Raw genomic sequence first — 15,898 nt, 5'->3', positions numbered from 1 at the left:
GTCCTCCGGCGTGCTCGGACCCGATCACCGACCGACGATCGCCGTCCTCGGCGTGACGTCGAGGGTCCATGATGGGGCTGTGGCCACGCACCCGCTCTGGCGGCCGTTCATCGCAGACGGCAATGCAGCCCGTCAGTCGCAGCGCGTCGCGTTCCGACAGGTCGACCCTGGCAGCCTCCAGGACCACGACCCACATCGGGCCGATGCGTTCGCGCGTGTACGGGACCTCGTCGCAGGTGCGCTCGGCGCCGATCACACCATCGCGCACGTCGGCTCGACTGCCGTGCCCGGGATGATCGCCAAGCCGGTCATCGACGCCGACCTGCTCCTGCCCGACCTCGGTGATGAACGCACCTGGCTCCCGGAGCTCGAGGCCGTCGGGTTCCGTCTGGTCTTCCGCGACGTGATCGCCGGTGACCCGCACCGGCAGCTCACCCTCGGCGATCCCAACACCAACCTGCACGTGTGGCAGCCCGGGGCAGCGGAGCCGCAACGGCATCGCCTGTTCGTGGAGTGGTTGCGATCCCACCCCGAGGACCGGCAGGTGTACGCGGACGCGAAGGCAGCGGCCGTGAACGCCGGCAACGGCCTGCGCTACAACGACGCGAAGGCCGCTGTCGTCCACGAGATCTACGAACGAGCCTTCGCGTCGGATCCGCACCACACCCACGACGCTCAGCCGCGGCCATGACCACCTGCGGCCGTCCGTCGCCCGTGCCGCGGTAGGGTTTGGCCGATCAGCAAGTGCTTGCCAAAGTGGCAAGTATGTGCCAGGTTGGAACCCGAGAGGGGAACACCATGGACAACCAGCACAGCATCAGCCCGGCAGAGGCACGGACGCTCCTCGACACCGCCGATCGCCTCAGTCGAGGAGCGCACGAGTCCACCCGGTGGCCGTACGTGACGTTCATCCTCGCGCTCGGCACGGTGACCTCGTTCGGGACCCTCGGGATGGGCCTGACGACCGGCTCGGCCTTCGGCCTCACCTACGTCGGCACACTCGCCGCCTTCTTCGCGTTGATCGTGTTCTTCGCGGTGTCCATCCGCGGGCGAGCGGCCTTCGCGCGGAGCCGTCGATGGACGACCTACATCGCGAGCTGGTTCGTCACCTACGGGGCTGCGATCGCCGTCGTCGCCTGGGCGCACGGATCTGTCCTGTGGTCCGGGATCACGTCCGGAGCGATCCTGGCGGTCACGATGGCCTGCGCGTCGTACGAGGCACGACGATGACGACGACGAACCAGGCACCGGTCCATCCCCGTCACCGGCTCGACGGTCACTTGCTGAACCCGGTCCGCTTCTCGATCATGGCCACACTCGACCGTGCCACCACGCTGGGGTTCCGCGAGGTCCGCGACGCCGTCGAGATCACCGACTCGGCGCTGAGCAAGCAGGTCGCGCTCCTCGAGACGGCGGGGTACGTCGCCGTCGGGAAGGCCTTCACGGGGAAGACCCCCCGGACGTCGCTCACCGTCACACGCGAGGGTCGGACGGCGTGGCGTGCGCACCTCGCAGCGCTCCAGGAGATCGCCGACCCGTCCTGATCCCTGCGGTCGTCGCTCGCGCGGCACGGGACGAACCTCCTGGAGCGGCCGTCCGCTCCGCTCCTGTCCGCACGGACGGCGGGGGGGGCAGAGTGCGCCGAGAAGCGGTCGACACGTTGGGGAACGACGGGGTGTACTTCGACCCACTGTGGCGGATCGAGGTGCGCCTCACGGCGACCGAACAGCGTCCCCTCCGCACCTGGCCGGTGCGGCGTCTCGCCTTCATCGCCCACGCAGGAGCCGCGTCGATCACGACGGTGCAGACGTACTCTCGCCTCGAGCACTCGCTCGGGGTACTCGCACTCGTGGCCCATTTCGCGCCCGAGCACCAGCCCGCGCGCACCGCTGCGTTGCTGCACGACGTCGGCCACCTCCCGTTCAGCCACACGCTCGAGGGTCTCGCAGGCCTCGACCACGACCTCACCCGACAGCAGATCACCGCGTTGTTCGCCGCCGATGCGGCACTCGGTGACGATGCCGGGACGATCATCGCACTCGACGACGGAAGCATCCCCTCGCCACTCACGGCGTCACACGGCGGTCTGAAGCTGGACCACCTCGACTCGTTCCTCCGCAGCGGACAGGCCCACGGGCGCACACGATCAGCACCGCATGAACTCCTGCGACGGCTGCATCTGCGCGACGGTGCCGTCGATGCTGATCCGGTCGATGCGGTCGAACTGGCGGACCTCGCGATCAGCGAAGCACTCGCCCAGAGGAGCGCGGCGAACCTCGTGCCCGTCGCCGTCGTGCGGGGCCTGGTGGGTCGCCTCCTCGACACGGGAGCCCTCGAACCGACCGAGTTGGTCGGCATGACCGACGACGAACTGTGGTCAGTGCTCCTCTCCAGCACTGAGACCCGTGCCGACGCAGCGTCGTTGCGACGGCATCCTCAGCAGTGGCAGCTTCGCCATCACAGCGACGACAGTTGCGGCGAACCCTTCTCGCACGTGGTCCGCCGCAGCTACCTCGACCTCCCCAGGAGTGGCGGTCGCCCCACCTCCGATCCGCGCGTCGCCGCCTTGCAGGGGGACCTCCCGATGTGGGTGAGCGCGAAGCGGATCGACGATCGGACGCACGTCGCCTGAGCCGAACCGCACCCGGTGGTGGATCGGCCGTCGGACGGACCGGCTGTGCGTCTCGTGCAGCACGGGTGGGAGCCGACACGAGCCACGCAACTCCACCGGCTCGACGGCGATGACTCAGCAGGTGATGACCGCACCGATCGACCACCAGGACGAACGCGCGCGGTAGGTTCTCGGCATGGACTCGGCGAGCGCGAAGGTGCTGGGTTCCATCGCGCTCGTCTTCGGCTTCATCTTTGTCGCGGCATCGGTCGTGCGCCTCACGCGTCCCGAAGGAGACGTGCTGCTGGTGCTGCTCACGATAGCGCTGGGCGCCCTGTGGCTCGGAGCAGGGGTGTGGTTGTGGCGCTCAGGGGCTTCGCGGCGGCCGCCGAACGAGGTCGCGGTCTGGACGCCGTGCACATGAACGCTGGCGGTGGGGTGTTCACGGCCCTCGACGCCGTCACCGCCGGAAGATTCGAGGTGACGTTCGGCATCACCCGCCGCCAAGCTCACCCCGACCGATGACCGGGCGACCCGCTCTTGGACACACGTTTCCGAGAGCGGATCGTTCAGCGAGACGCAGGAGTTTCCAGGTCGAGTGTGGCGGCGATGAGTTGCGCCGTTCTGTCTGCGCTGAGATGGCTCGTGTCGATCCACCAACCGCGGTCTCCGAAGCCGCGACGCATCGACCGGTCGAGTTCGTCGTACCCGTCGAAGGTGAACCGCTCGCTCGCTTCTCTCCCTGCGTCGCGCTCCTTGCACGCAGCCGCGCCCGGGGCAAGAACAACCAGAGAGAAGGAATCCGTTGAGAGATTCCCGAGTAGCCGATTGAGGTGCGCACCATCCGGAATAACGCAGTCGATGACCGTGATGAACCCAGCCTCGGTGAAGTTCTTGGCCAGCGCAGCGAGATTCCGGTAGCTGAGCTCGACCTGACGGTCGGCCTCTTCCGCGGGTTGACCAAGTGGCCAGACGGCACCGGCGATGATCATGGCGTTCAATTCGTCCGCTGCGATCCGCGCGGCGCGCGGCAGCCTCGTCGCGAGAAGTCGGCTCACGGTGGACTTGCCGGCACCGGGCATCCCGGTCAGGATCACTGTCTGCACGAAGCCATCCGATCACGTCCGCGGTCATCCGACTCCGAGCGGAGCTTCTCGACGCGGCTTGGTCCGAGAAGCTATCGGGCTGCCGGTGCGCGGTAGCCGATGGGCATCCGGATGCACATCGGTAGAAGCGCGGTCCTCAGCACCTAGAGGTCCGGATCAGCGCGCCACGTTGTCCACCGGATCAACTGTCTCAGCCGGCTTAGTTGCGCGAGGGCTGACCTGCGTGGCGAGGACGACACCAACGGCGCAGAACACCAGCGGCAGGATCAGCGCGTGACTCAGACCCGTCAAATGTGACAGCCACCCGATGACGGCAGGTCCGGCGAGGAGGCCGACGTAGCCTGCTCCGACGACCCGAGAGATGACCACGCCCTGGTTCTGCACGCCGAGGTTGCCCGCCGCGGTGAAGATCTGCGGAACGATCCCGGAGAGCCCGAGGCCGAACACGACCCACCCCACGAGGGTCAGCGGGTACACGCCGGAGAACACGACTAGGGCCATGCCGATCGCTGCGAGGACGGAGCCGTAGCGGACGATTGCGACGGGGCCGAAGCGGTGTGACACGGGGTCGGCAGCAAACCGCCCGATGGTCATGGCGACCGCGAACGCCCCGTAGGCGATTGAACCAGCGGCCTCGGGCACGCCGAGCCGCTCCACCGCCTGCAGGGCGGACCAGTCGTTCGCCGTGCCCTCAGCCAACATCAGCAGGAACGCCAACAGCGCCAACGCTGCGATGCGGCCACGAACTACCTTCGCTGGTACGACGGTCGATGGAACGGGCGCCTCTGACCCGGCCGGGCTGACCGGCGCGCTGGGCAGCAGCAACGGGATGCACACGGCGGCCAGGATGACTGCGACCACGGCACCGAACCCGAGCGACCAGTGCACGGAGAGCCCATTGGCCTGGACGAGGGCACCGACCCCGGCGCCGACTGCTCCACCCACCGAGAAGAACGCGTGGAAGCTGGACATGATCGGCCTACCCCAGCAACGCTCGACGACCACGGCCTGGTCGTTCATCGCGACATCCATGACGCCGTTGCCGAGTCCGAGGACGAACAACGCCACACCGACACCCCAGGCATCTTGCGCCACTCCTGGCAGGTTCACGCCGACCGCGATCAACGCAGCACCGAGGACGGTCATGCGCTTGCTGCCGAGGCGGTCGATCAGCGGACCAGCGCCCTGCATGCCGATAACCGATCCGGCGCCGAGAACGAGGAGAAGTCCGCCGAGCACGCTGTGCGAGACCCCCGTCCGAGCCTGCACGGCGGGGATGTTCACAACCCACATGGCCAGCGCGAGGCCGGTGAGGAAGAACAGGCCGATGACCGCGAAGCGCGCGCGGCGAAGAACGGTGGAAGTGGGCATGCGTACGAACGTACACATGATGTGGACGGTCGTAAACTCCACGTATGGTCGATCATTTTCCCGGCGACGCCCGAACCAACCGGGAGCGCATGCTCGCCGGTGACCTCTACATCGCCGACGACCCCGAGAACACCCGTCGCGCACAGCGGGCAGTGCGCCTCGCGGCCGAGTACCACCGTGCCGCGGTCGAGGACGAGCCGTCCGCTACACCGATCCTCGCTGACCTGCTCGGGCACCTGGGCGACGACGCGTTCGTGAAGCCGCCGTTGTTCGTCGACTACGGCGAGAACATCTCGATCGGTGCCCGGACGTTCGTCAACTACAACCTGATCGCGCTCGATGTCGCCCCGATCACGATCGGATCCGATTGCCAGATCGGACCGAACGTGCAACTACTCACACCGACCCACCCCGTCGAGGCAGGCCCGCGGCGGGACAAGCTCGAGGCCGCGCGGCCGATCAGCATCGGTGACAACGTCTGGCTCGGCGGAGGGGTCATCGTGCTGCCGGGAGTGAGCATCGGCGATGACACCGTCGTCGGAGCCGGTGCCGTCGTGACGAAAGACCTGCCCGCAGGTGTGGTCGCCGTCGGGAACCCGGCGCGGGTCATCAGGACGATCGCGTGATGCGGCGCCTCGATCCCGAGCGGCGCGATCGCATCATTGCTGCCGCGACCGACAGCATCGCCCAAGAGGGGGTATCCGGTACGTCGCACCGCAAGGTCGCGGTACGGGCGGACGTCCCGCTCGGTTCGATGACCTACCACTTCTCAAGCATGGACGACCTCTTGACCGAGGTGTTCACTGCCTTCGCCGCGACGATCAGCACCGAGTTCGAAGCACGCATGGCGGCAGCGGAGACACCCGCTGCCGCGCTGGATCAGATCGTCGATCTGATTCACAGCGACCTCCAGCGATCCAAGCGGGAGCACGTGCTGACGTACGAGCTCTACACACTCGCGGCACGCCGGGCCGACTTCCGCTCGATCACCGAGCAGTGGATGCAGGCGAGCCGCGCAGCACTCGAACGTCACTTCGAACCAGACGTCGCGCGCGCCCTCGACGCGTACATCGAAGGAACGGCACTGCACATCGCCCTCGACACCAGACCGCAAAACCGTGAACTTACCCGCGCAGCGCTGCACGCACTCACCAACAGCTCGTCAATTCACGAACGATCCAAGATTGCCTCCTGACACACCACCTCAGGCGGGATTGGGAGTTCCCGCTCCGCTTGAGGTGTCTCAATAGACGATTGGCTATTGGACACCGACGGGTGTTCGTAGGCTGCACGAGTGGGGGCCGGTGACGCGAGACGACAAGTGCGACGCCTCACCCTCATCGCCGCACTGTGGATGCTCGGTTTCAGCGTCGGCACGCTGACTCATCTGGTCGAACTGATCGCCGTGGGGGTGAACGTCTACGACGGCGCACCCGAGCCGGTCCGATGGTTCTGGGTCTCGCTCACCGTCGTCGATCCTGTGATCGTCGCCCTGCTCCTGACCAAGCTCCGAGCAGGTGTGCTCGTTGGAGTGGCCACGATGGTCGCGGACGTCACGGTCAACTGGTTGGCGGCGTCCGCGCATCCTGCCCTCGCAGGGCCCGGGCTCGTCACGCAGCCGGCGTTCCTGCTGTTCCTGCTGCTAACCGCCCGGCCGCTTTGGAACTCTGCTGGAGCGACGCGACCTCGTCGTCCCCGTCCCGATAGCTGATCGGTCACCGGTCACACGATCGCGACGTTGTGGGCACGGAAGAAGTAGCCGTCCTGCCCCGGCGGGTACGGCTCTACTTCGAACCGGACACGTTGTCCGGCTCTCAGCGAGTGGTAGCCGGTCATGTCGACGTTGGAGAAGTGAACGAAGACCTCCGACTCGACCTCGTTTGAACGGAGAGCGCCCCAACCGTCCTCGTCACTCCACCAGACACACACGCCATCGACCACCTGCACCAGCGCACGCTACCGCGCTATCGTCCGATAGCCGATCGGCTACCGGGACGGCGTTGGCTACCCGGTTTCGGGTTGTTGGCTGGGTAGACCGGTGGCTCGTACGCTCAGCGTGTGATGGACCGTGAAGACGACGTCGAAGTTGAAGACGATGGACGCTGGGGTGCCGCCACGGAACAGGCCCGGGTGCTTGCGGAGCGGGGTCCAATCGTCGTTGGCGCGTGATTGCAGGCCGTTCTCACAGGACTCGCCTTCGTGTTCTTTGCCCTCGCAGCGCTGCCGGCGTCGCTCGGATCACCTCCTTGGGGACTCATCACGAGTGGCGCCGGCTTCGCGGTCGCCGCGATCGCTTGGTGGCGAGCTCGACGCTGGAACGGGCTCGAGCCGGCTCTCCCGAGTGGTGAGCCGACTCCGATGGCCCTTCTGCGTCCAGGGCAGCGACGGGATCTGCGTTCACAGCTGCGCGGGAGGACGAAACCAACGCATCAGTCTGTGGAGCTTGTGCGCTTGCTTATCGAACGGCAGCGTGCGTCGTCGAGGATTCTCTGGCCCACCCTCGCCGGGTTCGGCATCACCCTCCTGGGTAGCAACATCACATCGCCCCGACTGTTGCTTGGCGGTGCGATATGCGTCGTCCTGGTTGCGATTGCTGTGTCCGTCGAACGGTCGCGGTGGCGCCGAGGAGTAGGGCTATCGCTCAAGTCAGCGCGTTTCGGTAGCTCATCCTTTTCGGGACCCAGGATGCTGAACATGTCTACGGAAGCGGCCGTCGTCGGATCCAAACGGTGACCACCAAGTGGGCGAGTCCGCTTCCGGCGGCGCAGATCATGGCCCATCCGATGAGGCTGCGTCCGGTGGCGATGGAGACGACCCCGAACGCGAGGGCGAGCGCTACCAGTAGTGCGCCGAGGACGACCATCACCAGGCTGGTCACGGGACTGGCGTTCTGAGTGAGCTGGGTGTCGCGCACCCACGTCGGATTCCGCACGCGCCACAGGAAGAGCGCGACGGTCCCCACCAGGACCACGACGCTCACTGCAAGGAGAAGCGCTTCGGCCATGACGAGATGCTAGCTCGCGTTCAGATCCGCCCAGCCAACGTCCGGAAGGCCCGCCTGCTTGCCCCATTGACCGATCCGCCAGTGAGACGGTCAACGAGTCGACGGTGATCGTCGAAGGCGCCCCTCGGGCGACCGGCTATTGGGCGAGAGGTCAGTGCTCGAGCCAGGTCGCGCCCCCGCATCACGTCGTGTCAGGATGACCGCATGGGGAAGCTAGTAGGAACGCTGGTGTTCGGGGCTGTCATAATCGTCGCACTTAGCGGCTGTGCCTCCAACCAACCGGCACCGACGAAAACTGTGACTGTGAGCGCAACTCCGCGCGCGCTACAAGCCGGCGACATGGACACCAGCGTTCCGGCAGTCTGCGGGCAGATCAGCGCCGTCGAGACGATCGCATTCAATGCCCGCGAGGCGCATCAGCGCGGGGAGCTCTCGGACGAGGGGTACCAGTCACGGCTAGAAGCGGCGCGATACGTCTACGCACACCTGCCCACCAACAATGCGATCGCGGCGGCTGTGATCAAGTTGCAGTCGTGGCTGTCCGATCATCCGACGACCGCTGGAGCACTCGCGCTGGACCCGGACGATTCCGGACTGCAGGATGCAATTGGTGCCGTAACGAAATCATGCGGCGATGCTGGCTCGCCCATCGGGGTGTCCGCCGCGTACGGCGGATGACTCCTCCCGCGAACCCGGTCGGAATCGTCGATTCCGTCGTCGACGGCCGCCACGGTCGGACGACGACCCGAAGGTCCTGGCGAAGGCTTCGACCGCCGAACTGCGGTGCGGGCCGGCCCGCCGCGGGCTATCGCGGGGTAAGACGGCGATGGCCGCGCTACATCGGCTCGGCCTCCGCACGCCGGACGATGTCGCGGCGATCGGTGTCGAAGACGCACCCTCGCGGTGCTATCCGGCCCGCCGCCGACGAGCGTCGCCCTTGTCGGGGATCAACCACCCGGGGTGGAGGAACGAGTCAAGGCGCTCGAGGCGCCGACGGGCTCGTCCGAGGGACGCCGAGTGGCCGCCCGGGCGTCCGCCGGATCGATCCAGGCTCAGCGATCGCCTTGAGGCGCCGTCGTCACCGACCACCCGGGGCGGAGCCGTGCCGTCGTACTCGGACGGCGTCGTCCGGAGCGTCCCTCAGGACGCCTCGCGGGCCCGTGCCGCTCGGGTCGCCTCGTCGAGGTACCGCTCCGCCGCATCGCGCAGCGGATCCAGCGCTCGGACCTCCCAGTCACGGCCTTCGGGAGCGCCTCCGGAGGTCGTCTCGGTGAAAAGCGCGTCGCGCATCGCGACGACGACCGCGACGGCCAACTCGGCCCGCGAAACGAAATTGCTCAGGTCTCCGATCGCCTCCCGGACGTGGGCGGTGACTGCCGTGATGGTCTGCTCATCGTCGCGAGAGGTCATGCATGGCAGTCTGCTGCATCCGCAGGTCTCGGCGCCACCACGTCCCGAGCATGGGACCCGTGCGCGCGGTCGAGCGTCTTCCGCTGGCACGATGCGACGGACATCAGCAGGATGGCCGTATGACGAGCAGCTTGTACACGGACCGTGCCGATGGCGGCGGCCGAGGACCGCTCAGACCCTGCCCGCGGCGACGGCAGATGGTCTCCTCGCCCTGGTGATCTCCCGTCTGCAGGGGGATTGGTTCGCCGAGGGGTTCCCCGACCGCTGCCCCGATCCCGATACACAGCATGTCTACGCGACCGACGTCGACGCGTTCCAGCGGCGCATTCAGGCCCTCGTCCCCGACCTGCGCATCCCGCTTCGGCGTAACCACGGGCAGATCCGGACGACACCCTGTTCGACCTGCTCGAAGCGGTCGGGGGGTTCGTCTCGGAACCCACCAGGCGGTCGTATCACAAGTTCAGGGTCCGCCGACGTGGATGGTGCAGGAGTTCATCACCCGCCTCGACCGCGGCGAACCGGTCGGTCCCGGCATCGACGCGGGCCTGCTCGTCACCGACGTTGTCGTCGCGATCCACGAGTCGTTGGAGACCGGGGAGCGGATCACGCTCGCCGCGACCACGGGCGAGAGCGCCGAGCGGTGAGCGCGATCGTCCGCCCGGAGCGCCGGGCCAGGTCGCTGACGCGGAGCGTGACGACCGTCGCGGCGGCGGTCGGCGTCATCTACGGTTACGACGCAGGGTCCATCAGCGGTGCGCTGCTGTTCCTTGAGGATCAATACCGCCTGACGACGACGGAACAGTCGGTCATCACCTCGGTAGTGGTGCTCGGCAGCATCATCGGGGCGATCATCGGACCGCGGATGGCGAACGAGCTCGGTCGTCGGACCACGATGATCGTCCTGTCCGCGGGCTTCGCCGTGTTCGCCGCCCTGAGCGCCGTCCCGCTGGGGGTGGCTTGGCTGACCGGTGTCCGACTGCTCCTCGGCATCACCATCGGACTCTCCACCGTCGTGGTCCCCGTGTTCATCTCGGAGTTCGCCGCCCCCCACAACCGCGGCAAGCTCGGCACCGCATACCAATTCTTCACCAGCGCCGGTGTCGTGCTGTCCCTGGTGGTGTCCTACCTGCTGGCGCCGTCGAAGCCGTGGGAGCTGATGCTCGGGCTCTCCGCGATCCCCGCAGCAATCCTCTGCGTCGCGTTGTTCCGCTACCCCGACAGTCCTCGCTGGTACGCGATGAAGGGCCGCGACGCGGAAGCACGGCACACGGTGCACCGCATCGACCAGGATGCCGACGCGACTACCGAACTCGCCGCGATCCACGCCGACCTCGGGCACGGTGAACAGGGCCGTTACCGGGACGTGTTCACCAAGCGATACGCGCGGGCGACGTTCTTTGTCATCGCTTTCGGTTTCTTCGTCCAGATCACCGGCACGAACACGGTGCTGTCCTACAGCCCGACGATCTTCCGCGCCGCGGGCATCGCCGACGCCTCACAATCCATCCTCGTCTCCGCCGCGGTGCAGGCAGTGTCCGTCGTCGGCGTCGTCCTGTCGATCCTCACCGTGGACCGGTGGGAGCGGCGCCGACCGCTGATCGTCGGCGGCGTGGCGATGGTGGTCGGGCACGATGCTCGCGACGGCATTCGCGATCGGCGCCAGATCTGCGAGCGTGCTCGCCATTGCCGGGATGTCGATCTTCTACCTCGGCTTCTACTTCTGGATCGGCTCGCTGATCTGGATGTACACCGGCGAAGCGTTCCCCGCCCGGCTGCGCAGCGTCGGCGCCGCCGTGCTGCTGCTGTCCGACTTCGGCGCCAATCTCATCGCGACGTTCCTGTTCCCGGATGTGCTCGCCCACCTCGGTGGCAGCGTCGGCTTCGGAGCGTTCGCCGTCCTGTCCGTCCTGGCGGTCGTGTTCATGTGGTTCCGCGCCCCGGAGACCAAGGACCGGTCGCTCGAGGAGATCCGCGGGTACTGGGACAACGGCGGCAGGTGGGCCGACCGCGCGGGACGCTGACCACGACGCACGGGCCTGGCCGGCGGTGCTCTTCGGCGCCGCTGCCCAGGCCCGTGCGGCATTCAGATGTCGATGCGCACGATCTGTCGGATCTCCTCGAGCAACGGCGGAGGGATCGCGGGATAGTTTTCGAGGATCCGTCTGGCGCCGTTGGAGCCGTAGAGCGCTGCGATGACGCAGACGATCACCCCAGCCGGCGTCGTACAGGGGATCGGGAACGCGGGCCTGCTCTCGAGTACGTGCCGCCTGTTCAGACCCGCGTTGACGTCCGGGTCGTACCAGAACGGTGCATGGAAGCCTTTGTCGTCGCTACCGTCGACGATCTTCTGCCACGAGGAGATCGCCTGCACGTGCGGGAAGTGATGGAAGTGGTCCCCGGTTCCCGGTCCCCCGTCGGGACCACCATCGGGCAGCTCGAACCGCCACCCCGACGCGTACAGTCGCGCGTCCTGTTCGTAGTAGGTGACGATGCGGACGTTCATGTTCGGCATGTCGTCGCGTTTCCCGAATCCGAACATCACCACCGGGTACAGGGCCAGACCGTCCGCGGTCGCGATCGGCGCCGGCAGGAAGCAGTCCTGGACATAGTTGATCTTCACCTCACCGCGGGCCTTCTCGTACTCATTGAGGTGCTTGCGCAACACCTGCGCGTTGGTGCGGCTGAAGTAGTTCCGGTAGGCGTCCGCCGGGCTGGTCGAGTCGATGTCGGCCGGCGACGACGCCTCCCACGCGAGCATGACGTCGTAGAAGCGTTTCGTCGCCTCGCTCCACCCGCCGCTCACCGACGTCGGGTCCTCGGTCGGTACTCGACCTCCTCGTCCCCACGACGGTCGAGGCTCTCGACGAAACGGCGAGCAGCCGACCCGGGCAACGCGGACCGGAACCCATCCGCCTCACTCGGGTCGACGAAACGCGACGTGTCCTCGGCGTAGACCAGACGCACCGCCGGTCCGGTCGACGTCCGCTGCCGTGGGCCGAGGGAACGAACCGCCTCGAGGTCGTAGAACGGTCGTCCGACCAGCTGCGAGACCGGGCTCCGGGCGGCGTCGAGGAAGCGAACGTCGACGGCGGCCTCGGCTCCCTTCACGGCGGCCGCATCCCAGAAGCCGCGTTCGGCGACGTCGTCGCCGAAGAGCTGCGGGAACCGGGTGAGCAGGTGCGGCAGGTCGCTGACCACGTTCTGCGGCGAGCAGACGGTGCGGACGAGCCATCGCAGCAGTACCGAGGCGGCTACCCGGCGGACGGCGTCCTCGCCCACCGGCGCGTCCGGGAATCGCAACCCCAGCGGTGAGTCGACCAGCTGCCGGAACGTCGCGTCGTGCGGATCGTCGACGTGCTGCAGGACGTCGAGCTGCTCCGGTTCGAGCAGGTCGGGGTCGATCCCGAGCGTGTCGAAGACCTTCGCGTCGAGATCCTCGACGACGGTCACGGCGCGGTCGATCGCGTCGAGACGCGCACCGAGCACTGGCCAGTACGAGGGGTTGAATCGAGCTCCGTCGGCCGTCCCGGTCCAGAGGGCAGCATCGCCGATGTCGTCGTTGGTGATGTACAGGTCGGCGGCGCCGGTCTCGAACAGGTTCATCGTGAGGTCGAAGAACCGGCTGCCGTAGTAGCGGTTCACGACGATGATGTACCCCACCGTGGTGAGGGCGCGTGCCTGCCGAGCGAGCGTCTCGCCGGACTGGTTCCGCAGCGCACGGGTGATGTCCTCGCCGTCGGCGATGGCATCCATGTCGGATCGGCTGGGCGTGAGATCGGAGTCGAGGACGAGCAGCCCGGCGTCGTCGACCCGCCGCAACATGGCCGACTGGTCGGAGGTGAGATTGGCGTCCGGGTGGCCCGCCTCCCGGTGTGGACGCTCGGCCTCGGAGAGCGCGTCGACGAGGAGAGCCAGCTCGGTACCGGTGATCTCCTCCACCCGCCATCCGTCACCCAGGCGCTCTTCGAGCTTCGTCGCCCACGTGTGGAGGCGGTCGGCTCGATCGTCGCAGACGAGGGCGATCTGGGTGCTCATCAGCGGTGGCTCCATTCGATCTGGACGGCGGTCGACTGGCCCGGCGGCGGCGGGACGAACGTGACGCGCACGCGGAGCTCGTCGGCGATCATCCGCACGATCGTCAGCCCCAGACCGGTCCCGCCGAAACCTTCGTCGACGATATCCGACGAGAGCTGCATCCGGCGGACGAACGGTTCCCAGAGTTCGTCGGCGCGTGCAAGGTCCACTCCGGAACCGTTGTCCATGACACGGACCCGGCCTCCGCGACCCCGGTGCTCGGCGTCGATGGTCACGGTCGGCTGCGCGACACCGTCCATGGCGTTGAAGGCGTTGACGAGCAGATTCTGGAAGATCGACGTCCACGCAGGGTACGGCCCGACGGGCAGGGTGAAGTCCTCGGGCACACCGCTGGTGTCGATGTCGATCATCGCGGAGACGGACCGGACCTGATCCTGCACGTCGGCGATGATGGCGTCCAGCTCGAACGCGTCGACGGCGTTCCGATCCTCGGGTGAGGTCAGCGGGGCGAACACCATCCGCAGGTCGCGGGAGCGTTTCGCCCAAGCGCGGATGTCCCGCGATGCACGATGCACCGCCGGGCGGGACCGTTCGGCGACGTCGTCGACGAGGCCGTCGAGGACGTCCGCGATGTCACGGATGGTGCTGACCTGCTTGCTCATCTCGTGTTCGTAGGCGAGCGACGTCATACCCGCGGTCGCGAGCGCACCCAGCAGTGCCGCATATCCGCGCCGAGACTCCTCCGCGGCGGTTGCCTCTCGGGCCGCGGTGTCGAGACTGCTCTCGAGCCGTTCGAGTACCGGTACGGGGATATAGGGGCGGGCCGCGTCGAGCTCACGCCGGACCGACACGAACGACGTCGCGGCCGGCGTGATGTCCGCGGTGCGGGTGATCTGGTAGGACCGGTCGCGCGCCGCCTCCATCGCGTACAGGTCCAGCGGCGCGCGCAGGAGCACCCGTAGCTGCTGATAGGCCGCGTTGTCCGTGAGACGGTCGCGACTGACCTGGATCGACAGGCCGGACCGTGGTGCGTAGCCGATCTGCTGTCGCCACGCGGTCTCATGGTTGGTGGAGACCTTCACCCCGCCGTACAGGCGGCGGTTGCTCGGCAGTTCCAAGAGGCCCCGGCTCACGGAGAGGTAATCCGGCAGCAGCCGCGAGGCGACCAGCCGCGCCGAGTGGGCCTTCTCGATGTCCAGCCAGTCCTGCTCTCCGCCGTAGTAGGGCAACCGGAACCCGTTGTCGTAGACGCCGACACCGCCGAACCGTCGAAGGTAGGACCGGGCCTCACCGACACGGATACCCTCGGGTTGGCGGTTGTCGAGGTCGAACACCAACACCTCGAGGTCGAGTTCGTCGATCTCGCAGTGCTCGACCCGCCAGACGGTCGTCGTCGTCGAGCGGTCCTTCAGCTCCACCGTCGCCTGCAGGTACCGGGTCGGCAGCCGTCCCCGATCCGGTTGCACGTCGGCGGGATCTACCGGTTCGTCATCACCGATCCCGATCGGCGGTAGCTCCGACGGCAACGGATGCGCGTACCCTGGCGGTTCCTCGCCGGCCGGCAACAACGCCGCCGTGACCCGCGCGTTCCAGATCTCGAAGATCGCCCGCATCTTCTTCGAGAAGGCGTCGACGATCTCCTGGTGCTCGGAGGTGAGCTCGATGGTGAACGCGCCGGTGTCGACATCGAAGGGGGGCTGCAACGCCCACACCTCCTGCCCAAGCCGGCCGAACCGGGCACGGTTCCACCGCTCGACCAGACCCGAGAGACGGATACGCGTCCCGTGCCGGCTCCCACCCGGGTACATCGTCGCCGCGGGCCGGGACCGCACGTCGACATCGACGGAGGTGAGGAAGTCGTGGCGGACGGCCGAATCCCAGTCGACCTCCGCCTCGATCTCCCGCTCCAACCCGCGCGACGGGTCGGTCTGGTCCTGCAACGCGGTCGAGGTGATCTGGATGTTGCGTGCCAGCAGCTGTGCCGCCAACCGTCCGACACCCTTCGACCCGGTCATCGTGCGCGAGAACCGAGGAGAGGTACGGCCGGAGAGTTTGTGGACGGTGCCGACCCGGAGCCATTTCTCCGCGAAGTCGTCCTCCGACATGCCGTGGCCGTCGTCGCTGACGATGATGTCGGATCCAGTGAACTCGATGCGCACGTGCGTCGCGTCGGCGTCGTAGGAGTTCTTGATCAACTCCGCGAGCGCGATGTGAGGGCGTCCGACGAGACGTTCGCCGAGTTCTCTGAGCAGCTTCGCGTCGACGGTGAACGAGTGCTTCGCCAAGTGCCCTCCACTGCCGGGGAACGGTACCGCCGGCACCCGACGGGGACGCGGCCGTTCGAGCCTATCGGGCGACGCA

20 protein-coding genes and 1 pseudogene are annotated in these 15,898 nt (G+C 67.4%); 12 read left to right on the top strand and 9 right to left on the bottom strand.

Features of this window, described 5'->3' with window-relative positions; translation table 11 throughout:
- Positions 1-79: 79 nt before the first annotated feature.
- The 5 genes from PIJ49_RS08450 (at position 80) to PIJ49_RS08430 (ending at position 3,035) form a co-directional block, all read left to right on the top strand.
- Positions 80-691, top strand: coding sequence for a GrpB family protein (locus PIJ49_RS08450; RefSeq protein ID WP_271826325.1), 612 nt, complete (start codon positions 80-82; stop codon positions 689-691).
- A gap of 107 nt (positions 692-798) precedes the next feature.
- On the top strand, positions 799-1,230 hold the full coding sequence (locus PIJ49_RS08445; RefSeq protein WP_271826324.1) for a chemotaxis protein CheY: 432 nt from the start codon (positions 799-801) through the stop codon (positions 1,228-1,230).
- Positions 1,227-1,544: a winged helix-turn-helix domain-containing protein gene (locus PIJ49_RS08440; protein ID WP_271826323.1), complete on the top strand. Its 318-nt coding sequence runs from the start codon at positions 1,227-1,229 to the stop codon at positions 1,542-1,544. Before PIJ49_RS08445 ends, PIJ49_RS08440 begins: the two co-directional genes overlap by 4 nt.
- A 131-nt stretch (positions 1,545-1,675) precedes the next feature.
- A complete protein-coding gene (locus PIJ49_RS08435) occupies positions 1,676-2,632 on the top strand; it encodes an HD domain-containing protein (protein WP_271826322.1) in 957 nt (318 codons plus the stop codon).
- 175 nt (positions 2,633-2,807) lie between these two features.
- Positions 2,808-3,035: a hypothetical protein gene (locus PIJ49_RS08430; protein WP_271826321.1), complete on the top strand. Its 228-nt coding sequence runs from the start codon at positions 2,808-2,810 to the stop codon at positions 3,033-3,035.
- Between the two features lie 145 nt (positions 3,036-3,180).
- Here PIJ49_RS08430 and PIJ49_RS08425 read toward each other — a convergent pair whose 3' ends face one another.
- Both PIJ49_RS08425 and PIJ49_RS08420 read right to left on the bottom strand, forming a co-directional pair.
- Positions 3,181-3,717, bottom strand: coding sequence for an AAA family ATPase (locus PIJ49_RS08425; protein WP_271826320.1), 537 nt, complete (start codon positions 3,715-3,717; stop codon positions 3,181-3,183).
- A gap of 156 nt (positions 3,718-3,873) precedes the next feature.
- The gene (locus PIJ49_RS08420) at positions 3,874-5,088 is read right to left on the bottom strand and encodes an MFS transporter (protein WP_271826319.1); all 1,215 of its coding nucleotides are present in this window, start codon (positions 5,086-5,088) and stop codon (positions 3,874-3,876) included.
- A 44-nt stretch (positions 5,089-5,132) separates the two neighbouring features.
- Between PIJ49_RS08420 and PIJ49_RS08415 the strand changes: the two genes are divergently transcribed.
- From PIJ49_RS08415 to PIJ49_RS08405, 3 genes are all read left to right on the top strand, one after another.
- On the top strand, positions 5,133-5,714 hold the full coding sequence (locus tag PIJ49_RS08415; RefSeq protein ID WP_271826318.1) for a sugar O-acetyltransferase: 582 nt from the start codon (positions 5,133-5,135) through the stop codon (positions 5,712-5,714).
- Positions 5,714-6,283 (top strand): TetR/AcrR family transcriptional regulator, encoded by a 570-nt coding sequence (locus PIJ49_RS08410; protein ID WP_271826364.1) that lies wholly within the window; start codon positions 5,714-5,716, stop codon positions 6,281-6,283. Before PIJ49_RS08415 ends, PIJ49_RS08410 begins: the two co-directional genes overlap by 1 nt.
- 99 nt (positions 6,284-6,382) lie before the next feature.
- Positions 6,383-6,799 carry a hypothetical protein gene (locus PIJ49_RS08405; protein WP_271826317.1) on the top strand — a complete coding sequence of 139 codons (417 nt, stop codon included), beginning with the start codon at positions 6,383-6,385 and terminating at the stop codon, positions 6,797-6,799.
- Between the two features lie 11 nt (positions 6,800-6,810).
- Here PIJ49_RS08405 and PIJ49_RS08400 read toward each other — a convergent pair whose 3' ends face one another.
- Together PIJ49_RS08400 and PIJ49_RS08395 are read right to left on the bottom strand one after the other, a co-directional pair.
- Positions 6,811-7,035 (bottom strand): cold-shock protein, encoded by a 225-nt coding sequence (locus PIJ49_RS08400; protein ID WP_271826316.1) that lies wholly within the window; start codon positions 7,033-7,035, stop codon positions 6,811-6,813.
- 751 nt (positions 7,036-7,786) lie between these two features.
- Positions 7,787-8,092 carry a hypothetical protein gene (locus PIJ49_RS08395; RefSeq protein WP_271826315.1) on the bottom strand — a complete coding sequence of 102 codons (306 nt, stop codon included), beginning with the start codon at positions 8,090-8,092 and terminating at the stop codon, positions 7,787-7,789.
- 303 nt (positions 8,093-8,395) lie between these two features.
- Here PIJ49_RS08395 and PIJ49_RS08390 point away from each other — a divergent pair, with 303 nt between their 5' ends.
- Positions 8,396-8,770 carry a hypothetical protein gene (locus tag PIJ49_RS08390; protein WP_271826314.1) on the top strand — a complete coding sequence of 125 codons (375 nt, stop codon included), beginning with the start codon at positions 8,396-8,398 and terminating at the stop codon, positions 8,768-8,770.
- 462 nt (positions 8,771-9,232) lie between these two features.
- Here PIJ49_RS08390 and PIJ49_RS08385 read toward each other — a convergent pair whose 3' ends face one another.
- Positions 9,233-9,502, bottom strand: coding sequence for a hypothetical protein (locus tag PIJ49_RS08385; RefSeq protein ID WP_271826313.1), 270 nt, complete (start codon positions 9,500-9,502; stop codon positions 9,233-9,235).
- A gap of 479 nt (positions 9,503-9,981) precedes the next feature.
- On the opposite strand from PIJ49_RS08385, the gene PIJ49_RS08380 reads away from it, so the two are divergent.
- Entirely contained in the window at positions 9,982-10,146 is a 165-nt protein-coding gene (locus tag PIJ49_RS08380; protein WP_271826312.1) for a hypothetical protein, read from the top strand.
- A pseudogene (locus PIJ49_RS16985) lies at positions 10,143-11,066 on the top strand (MFS transporter); the annotation flags it as partial. The gene PIJ49_RS08380 and the pseudogene PIJ49_RS16985, both read left to right, overlap by 4 nt.
- Here the strand turns inward: PIJ49_RS16985 and PIJ49_RS08375 are convergent.
- Positions 10,998-11,186 carry a hypothetical protein gene (locus PIJ49_RS08375; protein ID WP_271826311.1) on the bottom strand — a complete coding sequence of 63 codons (189 nt, stop codon included), beginning with the start codon at positions 11,184-11,186 and terminating at the stop codon, positions 10,998-11,000. The pseudogene PIJ49_RS16985 and the gene PIJ49_RS08375 sit on opposite strands and share 69 nt — an antisense overlap.
- A gap of 7 nt (positions 11,187-11,193) precedes the next feature.
- On the opposite strand from PIJ49_RS08375, the gene PIJ49_RS08370 reads away from it, so the two are divergent.
- Positions 11,194-11,523, top strand: a complete 330-nt coding sequence (locus tag PIJ49_RS08370) for an MFS transporter (RefSeq protein WP_271826310.1) — start codon at positions 11,194-11,196, stop codon at positions 11,521-11,523.
- 62 nt (positions 11,524-11,585) lie between these two features.
- Here the strand turns inward: PIJ49_RS08370 and PIJ49_RS08365 are convergent, their stop codons facing one another.
- The 3 genes from PIJ49_RS08365 to PIJ49_RS08355 are packed head-to-tail and all read right to left on the bottom strand — an operon-like array spanning position 11,586 to position 15,858.
- Positions 11,586-12,305 carry a hypothetical protein gene (locus PIJ49_RS08365; RefSeq protein WP_271826309.1) on the bottom strand — a complete coding sequence of 240 codons (720 nt, stop codon included), beginning with the start codon at positions 12,303-12,305 and terminating at the stop codon, positions 11,586-11,588.
- A complete protein-coding gene (locus tag PIJ49_RS08360) occupies positions 12,302-13,537 on the bottom strand; it encodes a hypothetical protein (protein ID WP_271826308.1) in 1,236 nt (411 codons plus the stop codon). The genes PIJ49_RS08365 and PIJ49_RS08360 overlap by 4 nt, the downstream gene beginning before the upstream one ends.
- Complete coding sequence (locus PIJ49_RS08355; protein WP_271826307.1) at positions 13,537-15,858, bottom strand: ATP-binding protein; 2,322 nt, start codon at positions 15,856-15,858, stop codon at positions 13,537-13,539. Before PIJ49_RS08355 ends, PIJ49_RS08360 begins: the two co-directional genes overlap by 1 nt.
- Between the last annotated feature and the right edge of the window lie 40 nt (positions 15,859-15,898).

The sequence above is a fragment of the Curtobacterium uvaldense genome, from assembly GCF_028307415.1.
Taxonomy (GTDB): domain Bacteria; phylum Actinomycetota; class Actinomycetes; order Actinomycetales; family Microbacteriaceae; genus Curtobacterium.
The sequence above is the reverse complement of the archived record's forward strand: the minus strand, read 5'-3'. Positions and strand labels throughout refer to the sequence as shown.

Coding starts and splice junctions, on each gene's coding strand:
- PIJ49_RS08410 (WP_271826364.1), top strand. CDS start 5,714: ATGCGGCGCCTCGATCCCGAGCGGCGCGATCGCATCATTGCTGCCGCG.
- PIJ49_RS08430 (WP_271826321.1), top strand. CDS start 2,808: ATGGACTCGGCGAGCGCGAAGGTGCTGGGTTCCATCGCGCTCGTCTTC.
- PIJ49_RS08395 (WP_271826315.1), bottom strand. CDS start 8,092: ATGGCCGAAGCGCTTCTCCTTGCAGTGAGCGTCGTGGTCCTGGTGGGG.
- PIJ49_RS08360 (WP_271826308.1), bottom strand. CDS start 13,537: ATGAGCACCCAGATCGCCCTCGTCTGCGACGATCGAGCCGACCGCCTC.
- PIJ49_RS08420 (WP_271826319.1), bottom strand. CDS start 5,088: ATGCCCACTTCCACCGTTCTTCGCCGCGCGCGCTTCGCGGTCATCGGC.
- PIJ49_RS08440 (WP_271826323.1), top strand. CDS start 1,227: ATGACGACGACGAACCAGGCACCGGTCCATCCCCGTCACCGGCTCGAC.
- PIJ49_RS08415 (WP_271826318.1), top strand. CDS start 5,133: ATGGTCGATCATTTTCCCGGCGACGCCCGAACCAACCGGGAGCGCATG.
- PIJ49_RS08375 (WP_271826311.1), bottom strand. CDS start 11,186: ATGGCGAGCACGCTCGCAGATCTGGCGCCGATCGCGAATGCCGTCGCG.
- PIJ49_RS08445 (WP_271826324.1), top strand. CDS start 799: ATGGACAACCAGCACAGCATCAGCCCGGCAGAGGCACGGACGCTCCTC.
- PIJ49_RS08385 (WP_271826313.1), bottom strand. CDS start 9,502: ATGACCTCTCGCGACGATGAGCAGACCATCACGGCAGTCACCGCCCAC.
- PIJ49_RS08370 (WP_271826310.1), top strand. CDS start 11,194: ATGTCGATCTTCTACCTCGGCTTCTACTTCTGGATCGGCTCGCTGATC.
- PIJ49_RS08380 (WP_271826312.1), top strand. CDS start 9,982: ATGGTGCAGGAGTTCATCACCCGCCTCGACCGCGGCGAACCGGTCGGT.